This window comes from Pseudomonas sp. AKS31 (assembly GCF_023634765.1).
GTDB lineage: Bacteria > Pseudomonadota > Gammaproteobacteria > Pseudomonadales > Pseudomonadaceae > Aquipseudomonas.
In genome coordinates, this window is the sequence record NZ_JAMLFX010000004.1 from 162726 (window position 1) to 182172 (window position 19447).

The following is a 19447-nucleotide window of genomic DNA, read 5'->3' on the forward strand; positions in this document are numbered from 1 at the left end:
GTAAAATCCGCGCAATAAAAAAGAGGCCCTGAACAGGGCCTCTTTTTTTTGCATTTGAATCGTTATATCCGACCGAGCAACAGCAGCACCAACAGTACTACCAACACCACGCCGATAATGCCCGAAGGACCATAACCCCAACTTCTGGAGTGCGGGAAGACCGGCAGACCACCGATCAGCAACAGGATCAGGATAATGATTAGAATTGTGCCCATGTCGATTTCCTTGTTGATAGTGTTCGAGAAGTCTTGGTATTCAAGGGCGACTGGAGACTAAGTAATTCCAGACGGCTTATAAATTCCGACCGGTGCGCATGAAAGAAAATTCAATGTTTTTTTAATGTATTTGGATTGCTCGCTTATTTCTTTTAAAGCGCAAGATCAAAAGATCGCAGCCTGCGGCAGCTCCTACATTGAACGCGTGCAGAAGCTGCCGCAGGCTGCGGCCTTTTGATCCTCCATTCAGCAATCTGATGGAGCGTGGGCGCGCGTCGATCCTTCGCTACACTCCGCGCATCTTCCCCGGAACAACAAGGCTGTCTGCTATGCAAAATCGCATGATGATCACTGGTGCGGGCTCGGGCCTGGGTCGCGAAATCGCGCTGCGCTGGGCGCGTGAAGGCTGGCAACTGGCCTTGTCCGATGTCAGTGAACCCAGCCTGCAGGAAACCCTGAAAATGGTCCGCGAGGCCGGTGGCGACGGTTTTACCCAGCGCTGCGATGTGCGTGATTACAGCCAGCTCACCGCGTTCGCTCAGGCCTGCGAAGAAAAGCTCGGCGGCATCGACATCATTGTCAACAACGCCGGTGTGGCCTCGGGTGGTTTCTTCAGTGAACTGTCGCTGGAAGACTGGGACTGGCAGATCGCGATCAACCTGATGGGCGTGGTCAAGGGTTGCAAGGCGTTCCTGCCGCTTCTTGAACAAAGCAAAGGCAAAATCATCAACATCGCCTCCATGGCAGCACTGATGCAAGGCCCGGCGATGAGCAACTACAACGTGGCCAAGGCCGGCGTGGTAGCCCTGTCGGAAAGCCTGCTGATCGAACTGGCGCAGCAGGAAGTCGGCGTGCATGTGGTGTGCCCGTCGTTCTTTCAGACCAACTTGCTCGATTCGTTCCGTGGCCCGACCCCGGCGATGAAAGCCCAGGTCGGCAAGTTGCTGGAAAGTTCGCCGATTACCGCGGCGGACATCGCTGACTACATCTATCAGCAAGTTGCCGCTGGCGAGTTCATGATCCTGCCCCACGAACAAGGGCGCATGGCCTGGGCCATCAAGCAGAAGAACCCGCAGCTGCTCTACAACGAAATGACCTCAATGGCGGAAAAAATGCGCGCCAAAGCCAAACAGAACAACGGCTGACCTTGCCCGTTGCAGACGGCGTCGTTAGGGTGGCCGCAATGGTCACCCTGTCGAGACACATCAATGCTCAATTACTTGTGGTTTTTCCTCGCGGCGCTGTTTGAAATTGCCGGTTGTTTCGGCTTTTTCATGTGGCTGCGCCAAGGCAAAAGTGCTTTGTGGGTGATCCCTGCGCTGCTCAGCCTGACCCTGTTCGCCCTGTTGCTGACCCGTGTTGAGGCCAGCTATGCCGGGCGAGCCTATGCCGCGTACGGCGGGATCTACATCGTCGCTTCGATTGGCTGGCTGATGGTGGTCGAGCGCGTGCGGCCGTTGGGTTCGGACTGGATCGGCGTGGCGCTGTGCGTAATCGGCGCCAGCGTGATTCTGTTCGGGCCACGCTTTTCAGCTGCCTAAAGGCTGTTTGTGGGAAACGTCTGACGGCTCTGCGCGAACAAGGGTGTAAGGCAAAACTGATTTGCTCGGCGCGCATTGTGGAGCCGCAGCAAGCCGCGCATCTTCAGGGTTGGCTAACCCTGAAGGACGAATCTCATGCTTGTACTCAGCCGTGTCGTTGGTGAGTTGATTTCAATCGGCGACGACATTTCCCTGCGCGTGCTGTCGGTGAACGGTTCCAGCGTGCGCTTTGGCGTCGAAGCCCCGCAAAAGGTCAATGTGCATCGCTCTGAGGTCTATGACCGGATCAAGCGCAAGCAGGGCACCGAAAAGCGGCGCTGAGGCGTTCAATCGAACAGGTGCTTGGGCACGTCGTGCTTGAGCATCAACTGGCACTGCTCGCTTTCCGGGTCGAAGACGATCAGCGCCTGGCCTTTGGTCAGTGCCTGACGCACGCGTAGCACGCGGGTTTCCAGCGGCGTGTCATCGCCGTTGTCGGTCCCGTCGCGGGTGACGAAATCCTCGATCAGGCGAGTAAGGGTGTCGACTTCAAGAGCGTCGTGGGGAATGAGCATGGGCACCTCGGCTGAATCAATGGCGCGATGCTACGGCGATTGCGGTCTGCCTGCCAGTTTTGTATCGCCTGTGCCGACCCCATCGCTGGCAAGCCAGCTCCCACAAGTATCGACGGTGCACACAAATGTTGTGTGGCACCCCAATACTGTGGGAGCTGGCTTGCCAGCGATGGGGCCAGTCCTGTTATTACAAAACCCGGATCAACTGTCGGAACGCTGCCCCACCAGACTGTCCACCGACGGCACCCGCGTATCACTCTCCATTTGCGTGTCATGTTCAATCTGATGACTGAAGCGATCGAGCGAGGCATTCGCCGGCGCCGCATCGCTGGCGAACACCGGCGGACTCAAGATGTAAGCCCCCAGCAAGCGACTGAGTGCCGCCAGGCTGTCGATGTGTGTGCGTTCATAACCATGGGTCGCATCGCAGCCAAAGGCGAGCAGGGCGGTGCGGATATCGTGGCCGGCGGTCACCGCCGAATGCGCATCGCTGAAGTAATAACGGAACAGGTCGCGGCGCACCGGCAGTTCGTGTTCACCGGCCAGACGCAGCAAATGTCGTGACAGGTGATAGTCGTAAGGGCCGCCGGAATCCTGCATCGCCACACTCACCGCGTGTTCACTGGAGTGCTGCCCTGGCGCAACGGGGGCGATGTCGATGCCGACGAATTCGCTGACGTCCCACGGCAATGCTGCCGCCGCGCCGCTGCCGGTTTCTTCGGTGATGGTGAACAGCGGATGGCAATCGATCATCAGTTCCTGGCCGCTGTCGACGATGGCTTTGAGTGCCGCGAGCAGCGCCGCAACCCCGGCCTTGTCATCGAGGTGGCGGGCGCTGATGTGGCCGCTTTCGGTGAACTCCGGCAGCGGATCGAAGGCGACCACGTCACCGATGCTGATGCCCAGCGAGTCGCAGTCAGCCTTGGTCGCACAGTAGGCGTCCAGACGCAGTTCAACATGATCCCAACTGATCGGCATTTCATCGACGGCAGTGTTGAAGGCATGCCCGGAGGCCATCAACGGCAAGACACTGCCGCGAATCACGCCGTTGTCGGTGAACAGGCTGACGCGGCTGCCTTCGGCAAAACGGCTCGACCAGCAGCCGACCGGGGCGAGGGTCAGGCGCCCGTTGTCCTTGATCGCACGGACCGCCGCGCCGATGGTGTCGAGGTGCGCCGAGACCGCGCGGTCGGGGCTGTTCTTTTTGCCCTTGAGCGTGGCGCGAATGGTGCCGCGCCGGGTCATTTCAAAGGGGATGCCGAGTTCTTCCAGACGCTCGGCGACGTAACGCACGATGGTGTCGGTGAACCCGGTGGGGCTGGGAATGGCGAGCATTTCCAGCAAGACTTTTTGCAGGTAGTTGAGATCCGGTTCGGGGATTTGCGTGGTCATGGAAACTCCTGATGGGTTGAGCACACCGATGGTTTCGATGAGGAAAGTTTTGTGTTGCTTGATCGGGCCTCATCGCTGGCAAGCCAGCTCCCACCGTTTTTGTGTGTACCGCAAAACTTGTGGGAGCTGGCTTGCCAGCGATGGCGTCGGTTCAGTCTCTAGAGAATCAAGAGACAACCGGCTGACTGTGCGGAAACAACAAATCGACAAACCGCTCCGCCGTCGGCTGCGGCTCATGGTTGGCCAGACCGGCACGTTCGTTGGCCTCGATAAACACGTACTCGGGCTGATCCGCCGCCGGCACCATCAAATCGAGACCGACCATCGGAATATCCAGCGCCCGCGCCGCCCGTACCGCTGCATCGACCAGCGTCGGGTGCAGGATTGCGGTGACGTCTTCCAGCGTGCCGCCGGTGTGCAGATTCGCCGTACGCCGCACAAACAGGTGCTCGCCGGCCGGCAAAATACTGCTGTAGTCGTAACCTGCCGCATGCAGGGTGCGCTGGGTTTCGTGATCCAGCGGGATCTTGCTTTCGCCGCTGGTGGCCGCTTGCCGCCGACGGCTCTGCGCCTCGATCAACGCGCCCACCGAATGCTGGCCATCGCCGACCACTTCCGCCGGTTTGCGAATCGCCGCGGCCACTACCTCAAAGCCAATCACCAGAATCCGCAGATCAAGCCCTTCGTGGAAGCTTTCCAGCAGTACGCGGCTATCAAATTGCTTCGCCGTTTCGATGGCCTGCTGCACTTCTTCAATGCTCTGCAAATCCACCGCCACGCCTTGGCCCTGCTCACCGTCGAGCGGCTTGACCACCACCCGTTGGTGCTCGTCGAGGAAGGCCAGGTTGTCGTCGGCATTGCCGGCCAGTTGCTGCGAGGGCAGGTTCAACCCGGCGCCTTTCAGCACTTTGTGTGTCAGGCTTTTGTCCTGGCACAGGCTCATGCTGATCGCGCTGGTCAGGTCGCTCAACGATTCGCGGCAACGCACGCGGCGTCCGCCATGGCTGAGGGTGAACAGCCCGGCATCGGCGTCATCCACCTGCACATCGATGCCGCGTCGATGGGCTTCTTCAACGATGATTCGCGCATAGGGATTGAACTGCGCCTCCGGCCCCGGGCCGAGAAACAGCGGTTGATTGATGCCGTTCTTGCGCTTGATGGCGAAGGTCGACAGATTGCGAAAGCCGAGCTTGGCGTAAAGGTTTTTCGCCTGACGGTTGTCGTGCAACACCGACAGGTCGAGATAGCTCAGGCCGCGACTCATGAAGTGCTCGATCAGGTGCCGCACCAGCACTTCACCAACACCCGGGCGCGAGCATTGCGGATCAACTGCCAGGCACCACAAGCTGCTGCCGTTTTCCGGGTCGTTGAAAGCCTTTTGATGGTTCAGGCCCATGACGCTGCCGATCACCGCGCCGCTGTCTTCATCCTCGGCCAGCCAGTACACCGGGCCGCCCTGATGGTGCGGGGTCAGGCGCGTGGCATCGATCGGCAGCATGCCGCGTGCCTGGTACAACTGATTGATCGCCTGCCAGTCCGCCTCGCTCTGTGCGCGGCGGATACGAAAGCCGCGAAACACGCGGGTGGCTTGCCGGTAATCGCTGAACCACAGGCGCAGGGTATCGGACGGGTCGAGAAACAGTTGCGTCGGTTCCAGGCCGAGAATCTGCTGCGGCGCAGCGACGTACAACGCGATGTCGCGCTCGCCGGGCTGCTCCTTGAGCAGTTCCTGCGCCAGCGATGCCGGGTCGGGAAACGTGTGGCCGATCAGCAACCGGCCCCAGCCGCAATGGACGGCAATCGGGTCGGCGGCCAGCGTGCTGCCGTCTTCGGCCAGGCGCGCCTGCAAGCGTTCATAGGACGGTGTCTGACCGCGTAGCAGGCGTTGGTTGATGGCCGTGGCGTGGGGTTTCATCAATCAGATTCCTTGTTCACTGAGCCACAGGTTCAGGGCAGCCAGTTGCCACAGTTTCGAACCACGCAACGGCGTCAGTTGGCCTTGCGGATCGGTCAGCAATTTGTCGAGCATGGCCGGGTTGAACAGGCCGCGATCCTGACTTGGATCGAGCAGCAGTTCGCGTACCCAGTTCAGCGTGTCGCCCTGCAAGTGCTTGAGGCCCGGCACCGGGAAGTAGCCTTTTTTGCGGTCGATCACTTCACTTGGAATCACTCGACGCGCGGCTTCTTTCAGCACTTGTTTGCCGCCGTCAGGCAGCTTGAATTGGCCCGGTACGCGGGCCGAGAGTTCCACCAGTCGATAGTCAAGAAACGGCGTGCGCGCCTCCAGGCCCCAGGCCATGGTCATGTTGTCGACGCGTTTGACCGGGTCATCGACCAGCATCACCGTGCTGTCCAGACGCAAGGCTTTGTCCACTGCGGCATCGGCGCCGGGTTGGGCGAAGTGTTCTTTCACGAAGTCACCGGCTGCATCGTTCGCGGTCAGCCATTTCGGCTGCACGGTGGCGGCGTAGTCGTCGTAGCTGCGGTCGAAAAACGCATTGCGATACGCCGCGTACGGATCGGCCGCGCCGTCGACTTGCGGGTACCAGTGATAACCGGCGAACAATTCGTCAGCACCCTGACCGCTCTGCACAACCTTGCAGTGCTTGGCCACTTCGCGCGACAGCAGGTAGAAGGCGATGCAGTCATGGCTGACCATCGGCTCGCTCATCGCGCGGAATGCGGCGGGCAGTTGCTCGATGATTTCTTTCTCGTCGATGCGCAGTTGATGATGCTGAGTGCCGTAGTGCTTGGCGATCAGATCGGAATACTGAAACTCGTCACCGCGTTCGCCACCGGCATCCTGAAAACCGATGGAAAAGGTCGAAAGGTTGTCGACGCCGACTTCACGCAACAGACCGACGAGCATGCTCGAATCGACACCGCCGGAGAGCAGTACACCGACATCCACGGCGGCCCGTTGACGAATCGCCACCGCTTCGCGGGTGCTGTCGAGGACGCGGTCGACCCAGTCGTCCAGCGTCAGGTTTTTCTCGTCGTCGTGTGGGCCGTAGGGCAGAGTCCACCAGGTTTTCTGCTCGGTGGTGCCATCGGCTTCAACGCGCATCCAGGTCGCCGGTGGCAGTTTTTCGATGCCGGCCAGCAGAGTGCGCGGTGCCGGGACCACCGCATGGAAATTCAGGTAGTGATTGAGCGCCACCGGATCGAGGATCGGGTTGATGTCACCGCCCTTGAGCAGCGCCGGCAACGCCGAGGCAAAGCGTAGGCGCTGGCCGGTGCGCGATAGGTACAGCGGCTTCACGCCGAGACGGTCGCGAGCGATGAACAGGCGTTTGGCGTCACGTTCCCAAATGGCAAAAGCGAACATGCCGTTGAGCTTCGGCAGCAGGGCTTCGCCCCAAGCGTGGTAGCCCTTGAGCAGCACTTCGGTGTCGCCACCGGAGTAGAAGGCATAGCCCAGCGCTTCAAGTTCGGCACGCAATTCCGGGAAGTTGTAGATCGCGCCGTTGAAGGCCAGGGACAAGCCCAACTGGCTGTCGATCATCGGCTGCGCCGAGCCGTCCGACAGGTCCATGATTTTCAGGCGACGGTGGCCCAGGGCAATCGGCCCTTGGGCATGGAAACCCCACGCGTCGGGGCCGCGAGGGGCCAGGTGATGGGTGATTCTCTCGATCGCTGCAAGGTCTGCAGGTTGTTGATCAAAACGTAACTCGCCAGCTAATCCGCACATAAAGTCCTTACCGGTTTTTCCGTTGGGGAGGGGTCAAGGCATACCTCGCCAGAAGGGCGGGTACTCAGAAACTGACCCGTGTCGGTAAGTGGAGTTTTAGAACGATAAGTTATAAGGCGGCTGGCAGGTCATCACAGAACATGAAACGTTTGCAGGCTCCGGTGGTGGTGGCACACATGAGTTGTTCTTGATCAAGGGTGTTCCGTGAAGGTTTTTTGATCGGGTCGTATAACCCTGTACCGCCCTTTGGCAAAAGGCGGTAACACGTTATCTGAATGATGAGAAAACTGGTTGCTTTGCCGGGTTTTGATCAGGTTTTCGAGTTGTTGAGCCTGGCGGCGCAGCGATAAGGTCAATGGTCCGATCCCGCAATAAAGGACTATTGCAGATGGCAATCGAAGCACCGAAAAAACAGCTCACCCCAGAGGCGATCCTGAGCACGCTGCTCGACGCCACGGGCGACCTCGATACCGCCGAAGTCTTGCAAAAAAATCTGCCGGCTTATTTGCTCAAGGCCTCTCCCGCCACGCTGGCCGTGCTCGATCAGGCTTCGCGCGACCTGATTACTTTGCAAGAGACTGTCGAGAAAGACCTGGCCGCGCTGAAACCCTTGTCGGCGTTTTGCATCGACAAGCTCACGGAGGCCCTGAACCTCAAATGGCCGGCGGTTTACAACGTCGAGCAGGACCTGCTGAGTGTGCCGGGGGCCGATTGTGGCTGCGAACCGGCGTCTGTCGATCAAGCCGGTATCGAAACCGTCGAAAACGCTACGCAAACGCTGTTGCAGGCGGCGATGCAGAACTTCAGCGCTGGCGAGGAGGAGGCTGACGGGTTCCCCGACGGCAGTGTGGTGCGGATCAAGAGTGCTGCGGCCGGCGTCGACGGATTGACCCCGGCGGCGTTCGCAAAGCTGTGCCGCAAGCTGGATCTGGGCAAACAGTATCAGGCGCATTTCCAGGCGGTGTTCGGGCTCAGGGAAGATGACGGCAAGGTCGTGGCGACCAGCCCCATGACCCGCGACGTCGCCGCGATGAAAAAGCATGAACTGCAACTGGACGCACAGTTGGCGGCGCTCAAAGGGCATATCACTGCGGCAGGTTTGCAAACGGTACAGGGCTTGCTCGACGCCGACGGCAGTGTGTCAGAGAAAACGCTGAAGTACGGCAAACGCGCATTGATCATGCAGGGCATTGAAGTGCTCGACAGCTGCGTCTGGGGCGTGGTGGTGTTTTCCGTCCGTTCGGTGGAGCTGTACCCGAATCAATGGTGCATGGTCTACATGCCCGGCGAACCCGAGCGCCCCTTGTATGAATACTCGAGTTTCACCGCGTTCCAGCGACACCTTGCGCAGCAATTGCAGGTGAAAAGCTACCAAGGCTTTTTTGCCAACAGCCTGGATCAGGACGCCAGGGCCGACTTCTTCAAGACCCTCGCCGAGAGCGCCGATCTGGGGCACATCCGGCAGTGGCCGATCAGCGTGGCGCTGTTCGAGTTCATGGTGCAGAGCCACGTCGGCAAGCTGCAGCTCGACGCGCGCAAACTGGCGGTACCGACCGACGATATCGAGGAGGACGCGCGCCGCAAAAGACTGCTGGATTTCCTCGAACTGGGCGTGACCGTGGCCTCGGTGGCCGGGCTCTTTGTGCCGGTGCTCGGGCAATTGATGATGGGCGTTGCCGTGGGACAACTGCTCGGCGAGGTCTATGAAGGCGTCGAGGATTGGCGCCGTGGCGATCACCAGCAAGCGCTGTCGCACCTGTTCAGTGTGGTGGAAAACATCGCGGGGATGGCGGCGTTTGCCGGGGGACAAAAAGCGTTGGGCGCGCTCGGCAGAAAGCTGTTGCGTTCGCACCCGGATTTTTTTTCACAATTCACGGCCATCCGCAATCGGGCGGGCCAAGCGCGCCTGTGGAACCCTGATCTGGCGCCCTTTGAGCATCGACTGCCAGCCGGCGTGACCCTGGAGGAGGGGGCTACGGAGCTTTATCCGGTCGGTGACAAGCATGTCGGTCGTGTCGACAACCGGATCCTTTCCGGTCCGTACGACTCTGCGGCCACTGGTTGGCGTCTTGAGCATCCCGCGCGGCCGCAAGCGTATGCCCCCACACTGCAGCAGCATGTCGAGGGTGGCTGGCGAATGCCCCACGAGGATGCCGACGCTTGGGGCAGCATGGGTTATACCCTCAAACGCATGGACCCGCGCCTGAGTGAGTTCGGCGATCTGGAGCTGGACACCTTTCGCCAGCTCAGCGCTACTTCACATGAACAGGTGCATCGCGCTTTTGCCGACAACCTGCCGCTGCCGGCCCGAATGCGCGACGTCATCGAGCGTGCCCGGCTTGAAAGGCAGCTGCGCGGCCTGGTCAGTGCGCTTGAACGCGGCGAAACCCCTGCCGGCCAACCGGTCGAAGAGCAGTTGCACGGGCTGCCGACATTGCCCGGCTGGCCGACGGATCATTACATCGAAGTCACCGATGGCGAGGGTGCGATCACCGCGACCTATCCCGCCAAGCGCACGCCGGGCGAAACCCTGAGGGTGGTGGTCAGCACTGATCACCTGGCTGATGGAAAACTGCTGCAAACCGTGATCGACGGCCTGTATCAGCGCGAAGTCGACGCATTGCTGGGTGGCAAAACCGCGCGCAATCTCGAAGGCCCCACACTGGCGAAAAAACTTGGTGCTGCGCTCAAGGCTGATCATCGCGCTACGTTCGAACGCATGTATCAGCGATATGACCAGAGTGACCTCGACGACGTGGGGAAATTGCGCCAAGTCTATCCGGACATACCGACACGTCTGGGCCAAACCCTGATCGACCAAGCGCCAACTGTCGAGCGCGTACAGTTGCGCACAACCGGACGAGTGCCGCTGAGGCTCGCGCAAAAGGTCGCTGTGGCCTTGGGCAACCTGCGCCTGGATCGCGCGCTGACCGGGTTTCACCTGCCGTCGATCGCCAACGCCGATACGGAAAAACTGGCGATTCAGCTGCTGCCTCGCTTGAGTGGCTGGGATGCGCGTATACGGCTGACCGTGCGCGAAAAGTCGCTGACCGGTCCGATACTGGAAGCTATCGGCGATGAAACCGCGGCCCCTTTGCATACCGGCACGCTGGTCAAATCAAGCACTGGCTATGAAGTGTTTGACGGTGACGGTAAGTTGCGTGGCCGGGTGGCCGCCGGGCCAGACAGTCTGTATCAAGCGGTGCTCAAAGCGCTGCCAGCGCGCCAGCGGGTCGCAGTTGGTTTTTCTGAACCGGTGGATGCCGACGCAGCTCGCTTACGCAAAAAACTGCTCGACACGGCAGTGCAGGCACATGAGGAGAGTGGGCGGATTCTCACCGGCCGTAAGCCGCCGGTCATTGAAGCGGACTGCGTTCAGGGCAATCAGCCGCCTGCCACCGCCCATCCACGGGCCTTGCTGCGCAAGATGAAAAAACTCTATCCACGTTTGAGCGAGCCACAGGCCATTGAGCTGATCGATCAGTTGGGCCATGACCCGCTGAGTCGCGCGACTCGGGTCAAAGCGTTGCGCCAGGATCTGCAGAACCTGCGGGAAGCGCTGCGCACCTGGAGTGAAGATCAAACCGCCATGAAAGCGCTGGCTGACAAGCTGGCTCAAGTGGACTCGGCACACGCCGACGATAAAGTCGCGAGGGCGGCGGCGCGTAAAGAATTGCAGGAGGTGCGCTACAGCCGCAAAGCCGTGGCCGAGCAAATCGAGGGCGGGTTTCGCCGGCTTTTCTGGCGCAAGGGCACTGGCGGCAAAGTGATTTACGCACTGAACCTGGACGGCATACACGTCGGCCCGTTGCCGACGCTACCGCCGGGGCTGAATTTCGAGCACATCCACGACTTGTCGATGAAGAACATGCAGCAAGGTGACGACATGGTTTATTTCCTCAAGTCGTTCAAGCAGCTCAAGACACTGGAACTGGGCGGCAACCACATGACCCGCCTGCCCGAGGTGTTGTCACACATGCCCAACCTGACCCGGCTGAGCCTGGCCGGTAACCAGATCCGCTTGACCGAGGCGACGCTGGCGAAGCTGAGCGGTTTGCGCACGTTGAAGTACCTGGACCTGAACGGCAATCCGCTGGGCGCCACGCCGAATGTTGGCAAGATGTTCGACCTCAAACGTCTGCAACTGGCCGAAACCGGCCTTACCGAGTTGCCCGGCGGGCTTGCGTATCCGGTGAATCTGGAATGGGTGGATTTGCGTCGAAACCAGATCAGGGACCTGCCCCAGTGGCTGTTCAAGACCACGCGGCGTTTCAGTCAGGTGCTCAACTTACGCGGCAATCCGCTGTCGCCAGCCAGTCAAACGCATCTGGAAAACTACCTTGGCAATGTCGGTATCGGCATGGGCTTTCTGGCCGACGATCAGGCGCGCCTGGACGAGCAATCGGCGCGCGAGCTCTGGTTCGAGCAAGGTGCTGGCGCGAACTGGGAGCGACGCAACCGGATCTGGACAGCGTTCAAGGAGGAACCACGCGCGGAGGGGCTGTTTCGCCTGCTGGCGGAGTTGGGCAACACCGCTGACTCGGAGAAGATCAACGCGGACATGCAGCGCCGGGTGTGGTCGGTGCTGGAGGCGGCGCATGGCGATGCCAGTCTGTGTGACCAGTTGCTGGAGCTGTCCGCCAATCCAATCCATTGCACAGACAACGCAGCGGTCAATTTCAGCCATCTTGAAGTGGCCGTGGAAGTCGACAAAGTGACTAACCTCGCCGATGGCCAGATCCCCACTGCCAAGCCGTTACTCGAACTGGGGCGCGGTCTGTTTCGCCTCGAACAACTGAACCGGATAGCCCGGGAATATGCAGCCAGGGATCTGAAAACCGATCCGCTGGAGGTCAGCCTCGCTTTTCGCATCGGACTGGCCGACGCCCTGGACCTGCCGGGCCAGCCGCGCAACATGCGTTTCGGGTCTTTGGCGGGGGTTACCGAGGCAGATCTGGACGTTGCCAAGAGTCAGATCACAACGGCTGAGTTGTCCTCCGCATGGCTTGAATTCATGCAGCGCCAGTCGTTCTGGAGCGATTATCTGAAGCGTACATTTGCCCGCCAGTTCGCCAGGGTTGACGCAATCTATTCGCCAAAGCTCAATGCTGTATTCGAAGAGGCGACCAAGCTCAGTTCGGCCGACTACCTGAGCCAGATGGACGCCATCAAGCTCGAACGGGAACAGGCGGAAGCGGCGATCACCCGGCGTCTGACCAACGATGCCATCCGCCAGGTGGATCTGGGCCTTTGTGTGCTGCCCGAGGTGTGAGCGATCACTTGCCGCGAATCAACCGACGTAACGCAAAGCGGTTGGGGTGACAGGCTTCGGCGACACTGCGTGGCAGCGGCAGCGGCTCGTTGTCCAGCCACGCGGCAAGCAGTTCGCCTGACAGCGGCGCGGTGATCAATCCACGCGAACCGTGGCCGCTGTTGACGTATAAACCGTCCAGCCAAGGGCAGGCGATGTCCGGCACTTGGCGGGCGTCTTTGCTCAGCACCGAGTAGGTGTCGAGGAACGCTTCGCGGTCGGCGAGCGGTCCGACAATCGGCAAATAGTCAGGGCTGGTGCAGCGAAAGGCTGCGCGGCCCTGCAGGTTTTCGACAGGCTGTTCGCTGATGTGCAGGCGTGTGACCAGGTCGCTGGAAATCTCTTCGAGCATTGCCAGATTACCCACGTGTTCCGCTATGGTCGGGGTCAGGTCATCGCTGTTGAAATCGAAACTGGCGCCGAGGGTGTGTTCGCCCAGACGGGCAGGGGCGACGTAGCCTTCGGCGCAGACCACCGTGGCCAGCGCCTGGCTTTCTGCGGTTTCGGCCAGACGGGTGATCTGCCCGCGAATGCGCTTGAGCGGCAATTCGGCGCTCTGTGCAAAACATTTGATGTCGGCGGCACCGGCCAGCACCACGACCGGCGCGCTGGCGAGCAAGCGCTCACCGTCGAGGGCTTGCCACTGGTCATCGACTTTGCGCAGTTGCAGCGCTTGGCAATGGTTGAGCAGTTCGATCTTCGGTTGCGCCGCTTGCGCCTGACACAACGCCGGCGGATGCACCCAACCGCCTTCGGGATAATACAAACCGCCATGGGCCACGCCGACCCCGGCCCGGGTCTGCGCCTCGGGCTGATCAAGCCACTGCAACAGGTCTTGCGGGAAAGCTTCGGCCAATTGCGCGTGACGCTCGGCTTCCTTGGCATTGAACGCCAGTTGCAACACGCCGCAATCGTCCCAGTCGGTGCCGCGTTGCAGGGTTTCCAGCAGGCGCCGGGTGTAACCGAAACCGCTGACGATCAGTTGCGACAACGCCGTGCCGTGGGCAGACAATTTCAGGTACAGCACGCCCTGCGGGTTGCCCGAGGCTTCTTGCGCCACGGTTTCATGGCGCTCCAGCAAAGTGACCTGCCAGCCGCGTGCGGCCAGACTGGACGCCGTGGCACATCCGGCCAGACCGGCACCGATCACCAGCGCACGCCGCTCAGTGGCGATCGGCGCAGGACGCGCGAACCACGGCTTGTCCGGCACTGGCGGGGCAACTTCCGCCGGCCAGCCGAGAAATTCGCCCCGGAGGATTTCCCACTTGTGACCAATGCCCGGCGTGCGCTTCATTTTGAACCCGGCGGCATTGAGCAGACGCCGTACCCAACCGGTGCTGGTGAAGGTGCTGATGGTCGAGCCGGGCGCTGCCAGTCGCGCCAATTCGACAAACAGTTCAGCGGTCCACATGTCGGGGTTTTTCGCCGGGGCGAAGCCGTCGAGAAACCACGCGTCAATCTGCGCGTCGAGCTGCGGTAACTGCTCCAGTGCATCGCCGATCAACAGCGTCAGCGTCACGCGGCCGTTGGCCAGGGTGATGCGCTGAAAACCAGTGTGGATAGCCACGTAATGCGTCAGCAATTGATCGGCCAGCGGCTTGAGTTCCGGCCACAGGGCCAACGCACGTTTCAGGTCGGCAGGGCTCAGCGGGTATTTTTCGACGCTGACGAAATGCAGGCGCGCACCCGCCACGGCGTGTTGCTCGAACAACTGCCAGGCACAGAGAAAATTCAGTCCGGTGCCAAAACCGGTTTCGCCGATGACCAGTCGCCCACTCGCCGGCAGCGCGGCAAAACGCTCGGCCAGGCGGTTCTGTTCGAGGAACACATAACGGGTTTCTTCCAGCCCCGACTGGTCGGAAAAATACACGTCATCGAAGACTCGCGAGCGCGGGTGTCCGTGGTCATCCCAGTCGAGTTGGGCGTGGGGCAATACAGGTTTCATGGCAGGCTCGGCAACGACAAGGCCGCCATTCTAGCCGATCGCGCAGGGGCTGCTTGATCCATGGCAAGGCTTGTGTGCGGTGACTCACGGACAATCCGCCACCCGCGGGAATTTCTGCGCCGCTGCTGTGCCCAATCCGCTAGTCTTGCTGAATCCTGGAAGGAGCCGTCCCATGTTTGAATCCGCTGAAATCGGTCACGCCATCGACAAAGACACCTTTGATGCGGCCGTCCCGGCATTGCGTGAAGCCTTGCTCGAAGCTCAGTTCGAATTGCAGCAGCAGAAGCGTTTCCCGGTGATCATCCTGATCAACGGCATAGAAGGCGCGGGCAAGGGCGAGACGGTCAAATTGCTCAACGAGTGGATGGACCCGCGCCTGATCGAGGTGCGCACCTTCGATCAGCAGACCGATGAAGAGTTGTCGCGGCCGCCAGCGTGGCGCTACTGGCGAATGCTTCCGGCCAAGGGGCGCATGGGCATTTTCTTTGGTAACTGGTACAGCCAAATGCTGCAGGGGCGGGTGCATGGCTTGTTCAAGGATCCGCGTCTGGATCAGGCGATTGCCGGTGCCGAGCGTCTGGAAAAGATGCTCTGCGATGAAGGCGCGCTGATCTTCAAGTTCTGGTTTCACCTGTCCAAGAAACAGATGAAGGCGCGGCTCAAGGCGCTGGCCGATGACCCGTTGCACAGCTGGCGCATCAGCCCGCTGGACTGGCAGCAATCGCAGACCTACGACAAATTCGTCAAATACGGCGAGCGCGTGTTGCGCCGTACCAGTCGTGATTACGCGCCGTGGCATGTGATCGAAGGCGCCGACGCCAACTACCGCAGTCTGGCGGTTGGCAAGATTCTCCTCGAGGGTTTGCAGAATGCGCTGAAACGCCCGGACGTGTATCCACACGATGTCAGCGCCGCGCCGTTGGGCACGCCGGTCGATCACTTGAACCTGCTCGACAGCCTCGACCTGAGCCAGCGCCTGGAGAAGAAAGATTACGAAGAACAACTGATCACCGAGCAGGCGCGCTTGTCCGGGCTGATGCGCGATAAACGCATGCGCCGCCACGCGTTGGTGGCGGTGTTCGAAGGCAACGATGCCGCTGGCAAGGGCGGGGCGATCCGCCGGGTCGCGGCGGCGCTCGATCCGCGCCAATACAACATCGTGCCGATTGCCGCGCCGACTGAAGAAGAGCGGGCGCAACCTTACTTGTGGCGCTTCTGGCGGCACATTCCGGCGCGCGGCAAGTTCACCGTGTTCGACCGGTCCTGGTACGGCCGGGTGCTGGTAGAGCGGGTCGAGGGTTTTTGCGCGCCGGCCGACTGGCTGCGCGCCTACGGCGAGATCAACGATTTCGAAGAGCAACTGGCCGACGCCGGGGTGATCGTCGTCAAGTTCTGGCTGGCGATTGATAAAGACACGCAGATGGAGCGTTTCCAGGCGCGTGAAGCGATCCCCTTCAAACGCTTCAAGATCACCGAAGACGACTGGCGCAACCGCGACAAGTGGGACGCCTATCGCGCTGCCGTCGGCGATATGGTCGACCGCACCAGCTCGGAGATCTCGCCATGGACGCTGATCGAGGCCAATGACAAACGCTGGGCCCGGGTGAAGGTGTTGCGCACGATCAACCGTGCACTGGAGGAGGCCTTCGAGAAATCCGACAAGCGCGCAAAAAAACACAAGGACTGAACCGATGGACCCGCATACGCGGGGTGAATGATTGTCGCGGTCGGTAATGAGGTGGACTTATGCTCGGTCCACTCTCAACCGACAACAACAATGAGGTATGCCATGCGTGAAGTGGTGATCGTCGACAGCGTACGGACTGGCCTGGCCAAATCCTTTCGCGGCAAGTTCAACCAGACCCGTCCGGATGACATGGCGGCCCATTGCGTCAATGCGCTGCTTGAGCGCAATGACATCGACCCCGCCAGCGTTGAAGACTGCATCGTCGGCGCTGGCTCCAACGAAGGCGCGCAGGGCTACAACATCGGCCGCAACGTCGCGGTGCTGTCGCGCCTGGGCACCGGCACCGCCGGCATGACTCTCAACCGTTTCTGCTCGTCAGGTTTGCAGGCGATTGCGATTGCCGCCAACCAGATCGCCTCGGGTTGCAGCGACATCATCGTGGCCGGCGGTGTCGAGTCGATCAGCCTGACGATGAAAAGCGTCAACACCGATCACCTGATCAACCCGCTGCTCAAACAACAGACGCCGGGCATCTATTACACGATGGGTCAGACCGCCGAAGTGGTCGCGCGGCGTTATGGCGTGAGCCGGGAAGCGCAGGATCGCTATTCATTGCAGAGCCAGATTCGCACCGCCCAGGCACAGGCTGCCGGGCTGTTCAACGATGAAATCGTGCCGATGGCGGTGAAGTATCGCGTCGAGGACAAAAACACCGGCGAAGTGCAGGTTCTCGACGGTGTAGTTGATCGCGACGACTGCAACCGCCCGGACACCACCTATGACAGCCTCGCCGGTTTGAAACCGGTTTTTGCCGAGGATGGCTCGGTGACGGCGGGCAACTCGTCGCAACTGTCCGACGGTGCGTCGATGACGCTGGTGATGAGCCTGGAGAAAGCCTTGCAACTGGGCCTCAAGCCGAAAGCGTTTTTCCGCGGTTTCACCGTGGCCGGTTGCGAGCCTGACGAGATGGGTATCGGCCCGGTATTTTCGGTGCCGAAACTGCTCAAGGCGAAGGGCTTGCAAGTGGCGGATATCGATCTGTGGGAGCTGAACGAGGCGTTCGCGTCGCAGTGCCTGTACAGCCGGGATCGGCTAGAGATCGACAACGAGAAATACAACGTCAATGGCGGCTCGATTTCCATTGGGCACCCGTTCGGTATGACCGGATCGCGGCAGGTCGGGCATCTGGTGCGTGAGCTGCAGCGGCGTAATCTGCGCTATGGCATCGTCACCATGTGCGTGGGCGGCGGGATGGGCGCGACGGGGTTGTTTGAGGCGGTGCGTTAATTAAGGAGATGTCCGGCGCTTGTGCAATTGTCATCGCTGGCAAGCCAGCTCCCACAGGCCACAGGTTTCGTAGCGTAAGCAAAATCTGTGTACGCCACCAATCCTGTGGGAGCTGGCTTGCCAGCGATTGGATCACCACCACTTAGCGGTTGGAATCCTGCAGCTGCATCCGCGCGATATAAGCTTTTATCTCCAGCTCAGCCTTCTCCCACAGGTTTCGGAACGTGAGCAAAATCTGTGTACGCCACCAATGCTGTGGGAGCTGGCTTGCCAGCGATTGGATCAACACCGCTTAGCGGTTGGAATCTAGAAGCTGCATCCGCGCGATATAAGCCTTTATTTCCTGCTCAGCCTTCTCCCACAGGTTTCGGAACGTGAGCAAAATCTGTGTACGCCACCAATCCTGTGGGAGCTGGCTTGCCAGCGATTGGATCAACACCGCTTAGCGGTTGGAATCTAGAAGCTGCATCCGCGCGATATAAGCCTTTATTTCCTGCTCAGCCTTCTCGGGGCTGTCGAACGGCCCCTCTTGGGTATTCTCCCGAGTATTGAAATACAGTTCGCCATTGACCCGGCACAGCCGGTCGCTGCGAAAGTGCGTAGCCGGGGCTGGGTCCTGAGCGCGCATTCCTAACATGATCGGTCTCCTTGGCTGAAACGCTGAAAGGCATTCAATGAGCTTATGCCTGAAGCACTTGGCACGCCCGCCCGGCCGATCAACGGCGCGGCGTCAATTTACTGCTGCGACCTGCACAGTTTCATTCGCGGCCTGGCCCCAACTGTCCCTGTGTTGCGCCGGGCAGCGCGCCTAGAATGAGCGCACTTGTCAGCAGGCTTTGGGGTTTCCATGCACATTTCATCCGGTCGCTGGGTCTACGGTCTGTTCCTGGCGCTGCTGACCGCGTTTCTCTGGGGCATCCTGCCGATCAAGCTCAAACAGGTGCTGCTGGTGATGGACCCGGTCACGGTGACTTGGTTTCGTCTGCTGGTGTCCGGGGGCTGTCTGTTCATCTATCTGGCGGCGGTGAAGCGTCTGCCCAGTCGCAAAGTGCTGGGCCCCAAGGGCGGCTGGCTGGTGCTGATGGCCGTGCTCGGGCTGGTCGGCAACTATGTGTTGTACCTGATGGGCCTCAACCTGCTCAGCCCCGGTACCGCGCAATTGGTCGTGCAGATGGGGCCGATCATGTTGCTGATCGCCAGTCTGTTTGTGTTCAAGGAGCGTTTCAGCATCGGGCAGGGGATTGGTCTGGCGGTGTTGTTGATCGGTTTTGTGCTGTTCTTCAATCAACGGCTGGCTGAGCTGCTGACTTCGTTGTCGGATTACACCGCCGGGGTGTTGCTGGTGCTGTTGGCGTCGACGGTGTGGACCTTCTATGCACTGGGCCAGAAGCAATTGCTGACGGTGTGGAATTCGTTGCAGGTGATGATGGTGATCTACCTCTTCTGCGCACTATTGCTGACGCCGTGGGTGCATCCGCTCGAAGCGCTGAACCTGAGTCCGCTGCAGGGCTGGCTGCTGCTGGCATGCTGCATGAATACCTTGATTGCCTATGGCGCGTTCGCTGAAGCGCTGGCGCATTGGGAGGCGTCGCGGGTCAGTGCGACGTTGGCGATCACGCCGTTGGTGACCTTTGCTGCGGTGGCAATTGCGGCGCGGATCTGGCCTGAGTACGTGCATGCCGAGCAAATCAACGGGCTCGGGTATGGCGGGGCGGTGCTGGTGGTGCTGGGCTCGGCGCTGGTGGCGTTGGGGCCGTCGTTGATTGCCGGGTTGAAGGCGCGGCGGATGCGTATGGCCTGAAGATCAAAAGATCGCAGCCTGCG

At 60.5% G+C, this 19447-nt stretch carries 14 protein-coding genes; 7 read left to right on the plus strand and 7 right to left on the minus strand.

Translation table 11 applies throughout. The annotated features are described in order from the left end of the window. Nucleotides 1-62: 62 nt before the first annotated feature. A complete protein-coding gene (locus M9827_RS15075; protein ID WP_169432680.1) occupies nucleotides 63-221 on the minus strand; it encodes a DUF3309 family protein in 159 nt (52 codons plus the stop codon). A gap of 323 nt (nucleotides 222-544) precedes the next feature. Between M9827_RS15075 and M9827_RS15080 the strand changes: the two genes are divergently transcribed. From M9827_RS15080 to csrA, 3 genes are all read left to right on the plus strand, one after another. Continuing rightward, on the plus strand, nucleotides 545-1360 hold the full coding sequence (locus tag M9827_RS15080) for an SDR family oxidoreductase (protein WP_250606005.1): 816 nt from the start codon (nucleotides 545-547) through the stop codon (nucleotides 1358-1360). Between the two features lie 63 nt (nucleotides 1361-1423). Next, nucleotides 1424-1756, plus strand: a complete 333-nt coding sequence (locus tag M9827_RS15085) for a YnfA family protein (protein WP_250606006.1) — start codon at nucleotides 1424-1426, stop codon at nucleotides 1754-1756. Nucleotides 1757-1891: 135 nt separating this feature from the next. Beyond that, nucleotides 1892-2077: a carbon storage regulator CsrA gene (gene csrA / locus M9827_RS15090; RefSeq protein WP_250606007.1), complete on the plus strand. Its 186-nt coding sequence runs from the start codon at nucleotides 1892-1894 to the stop codon at nucleotides 2075-2077. Nucleotides 2078-2082: 5 nt separating this feature from the next. Here the strand turns inward: csrA and M9827_RS15095 are convergent, their stop codons facing one another. The 4 genes from M9827_RS15095 to M9827_RS15110 all read right to left on the minus strand — a co-directional run bounded on the left by M9827_RS15095 (nucleotide 2083) and on the right by M9827_RS15110 (nucleotide 7393). Further along, a complete protein-coding gene (locus M9827_RS15095) occupies nucleotides 2083-2310 on the minus strand; it encodes a YheU family protein (RefSeq protein WP_003172962.1) in 228 nt (75 codons plus the stop codon). A 201-nt stretch (nucleotides 2311-2511) separates the two neighbouring features. Beyond that, nucleotides 2512-3702, minus strand: a complete 1191-nt coding sequence (locus M9827_RS15100; RefSeq protein ID WP_250606008.1) for an osmoprotectant NAGGN system M42 family peptidase — start codon at nucleotides 3700-3702, stop codon at nucleotides 2512-2514. 166 nt (nucleotides 3703-3868) lie between these two features. Beyond that, nucleotides 3869-5617: an N-acetylglutaminylglutamine synthetase gene (ngg, locus tag M9827_RS15105; protein ID WP_250606009.1), complete on the minus strand. Its 1749-nt coding sequence runs from the start codon at nucleotides 5615-5617 to the stop codon at nucleotides 3869-3871. Nucleotides 5618-5620: 3 nt separating this feature from the next. Beyond that, entirely contained in the window at nucleotides 5621-7393 is a 1773-nt protein-coding gene (locus tag M9827_RS15110; RefSeq protein ID WP_250606010.1) for an N-acetylglutaminylglutamine amidotransferase, read from the minus strand. Between the two features lie 388 nt (nucleotides 7394-7781). Here M9827_RS15110 and M9827_RS15115 point away from each other — a divergent pair, with 388 nt between their 5' ends. Continuing rightward, nucleotides 7782-12665, plus strand: a complete 4884-nt coding sequence (locus M9827_RS15115) for an NEL-type E3 ubiquitin ligase domain-containing protein (RefSeq protein ID WP_250606011.1) — start codon at nucleotides 7782-7784, stop codon at nucleotides 12663-12665. A 4-nt stretch (nucleotides 12666-12669) separates the two neighbouring features. Here the strand turns inward: M9827_RS15115 and mnmC are convergent, their stop codons facing one another. After that, nucleotides 12670-14649 (minus strand): bifunctional tRNA (5-methylaminomethyl-2-thiouridine)(34)-methyltransferase MnmC2/FAD-dependent 5-carboxymethylaminomethyl-2-thiouridine(34) oxidoreductase MnmC1, encoded by a 1980-nt coding sequence (gene mnmC / locus M9827_RS15120; protein WP_250606012.1) that lies wholly within the window; start codon nucleotides 14647-14649, stop codon nucleotides 12670-12672. Nucleotides 14650-14821: 172 nt separating this feature from the next. Between mnmC and pap the strand changes: the two genes are divergently transcribed. Both pap and M9827_RS15130 read left to right on the plus strand, forming a co-directional pair. Beyond that, the gene (gene pap / locus M9827_RS15125) at nucleotides 14822-16336 is read left to right on the plus strand and encodes a polyphosphate:AMP phosphotransferase (protein ID WP_250606013.1); all 1515 of its coding nucleotides are present in this window, start codon (nucleotides 14822-14824) and stop codon (nucleotides 16334-16336) included. 102 nt (nucleotides 16337-16438) lie between these two features. Further along, entirely contained in the window at nucleotides 16439-17623 is a 1185-nt protein-coding gene (locus M9827_RS15130) for a thiolase family protein (protein WP_250606014.1), read from the plus strand. A 442-nt stretch (nucleotides 17624-18065) separates the two neighbouring features. Here the strand turns inward: M9827_RS15130 and M9827_RS15135 are convergent, their stop codons facing one another. Beyond that, nucleotides 18066-18260, minus strand: coding sequence for a DUF6316 family protein (locus M9827_RS15135; protein WP_250606015.1), 195 nt, complete (start codon nucleotides 18258-18260; stop codon nucleotides 18066-18068). Nucleotides 18261-18470: 210 nt separating this feature from the next. Between M9827_RS15135 and M9827_RS15140 the strand changes: the two genes are divergently transcribed. Next, on the plus strand, nucleotides 18471-19424 hold the full coding sequence (locus tag M9827_RS15140) for a DMT family transporter (protein WP_250606016.1): 954 nt from the start codon (nucleotides 18471-18473) through the stop codon (nucleotides 19422-19424). Nucleotides 19425-19447: the final 23 nt, after the last annotated feature.

Coding starts and splice junctions, on each gene's coding strand:
- M9827_RS15080 (WP_250606005.1), top strand. CDS start 545: ATGCAAAATCGCATGATGATCACTGGTGCGGGCTCGGGCCTGGGTCGC.
- M9827_RS15085 (WP_250606006.1), top strand. CDS start 1,424: ATGCTCAATTACTTGTGGTTTTTCCTCGCGGCGCTGTTTGAAATTGCC.
- csrA (WP_250606007.1), top strand. CDS start 1,892: ATGCTTGTACTCAGCCGTGTCGTTGGTGAGTTGATTTCAATCGGCGAC.
- M9827_RS15095 (WP_003172962.1), bottom strand. CDS start 2,310: ATGCTCATTCCCCACGACGCTCTTGAAGTCGACACCCTTACTCGCCTG.
- M9827_RS15100 (WP_250606008.1), bottom strand. CDS start 3,702: ATGACCACGCAAATCCCCGAACCGGATCTCAACTACCTGCAAAAAGTC.
- ngg (WP_250606009.1), bottom strand. CDS start 5,617: ATGAAACCCCACGCCACGGCCATCAACCAACGCCTGCTACGCGGTCAG.
- M9827_RS15110 (WP_250606010.1), bottom strand. CDS start 7,393: ATGTGCGGATTAGCTGGCGAGTTACGTTTTGATCAACAACCTGCAGAC.
- M9827_RS15115 (WP_250606011.1), top strand. CDS start 7,782: ATGGCAATCGAAGCACCGAAAAAACAGCTCACCCCAGAGGCGATCCTG.
- mnmC (WP_250606012.1), bottom strand. CDS start 14,649: ATGAAACCTGTATTGCCCCACGCCCAACTCGACTGGGATGACCACGGA.
- pap (WP_250606013.1), top strand. CDS start 14,822: ATGTTTGAATCCGCTGAAATCGGTCACGCCATCGACAAAGACACCTTT.
- M9827_RS15130 (WP_250606014.1), top strand. CDS start 16,439: ATGCGTGAAGTGGTGATCGTCGACAGCGTACGGACTGGCCTGGCCAAA.
- M9827_RS15135 (WP_250606015.1), bottom strand. CDS start 18,260: ATGTTAGGAATGCGCGCTCAGGACCCAGCCCCGGCTACGCACTTTCGC.
- M9827_RS15140 (WP_250606016.1), top strand. CDS start 18,471: ATGCACATTTCATCCGGTCGCTGGGTCTACGGTCTGTTCCTGGCGCTG.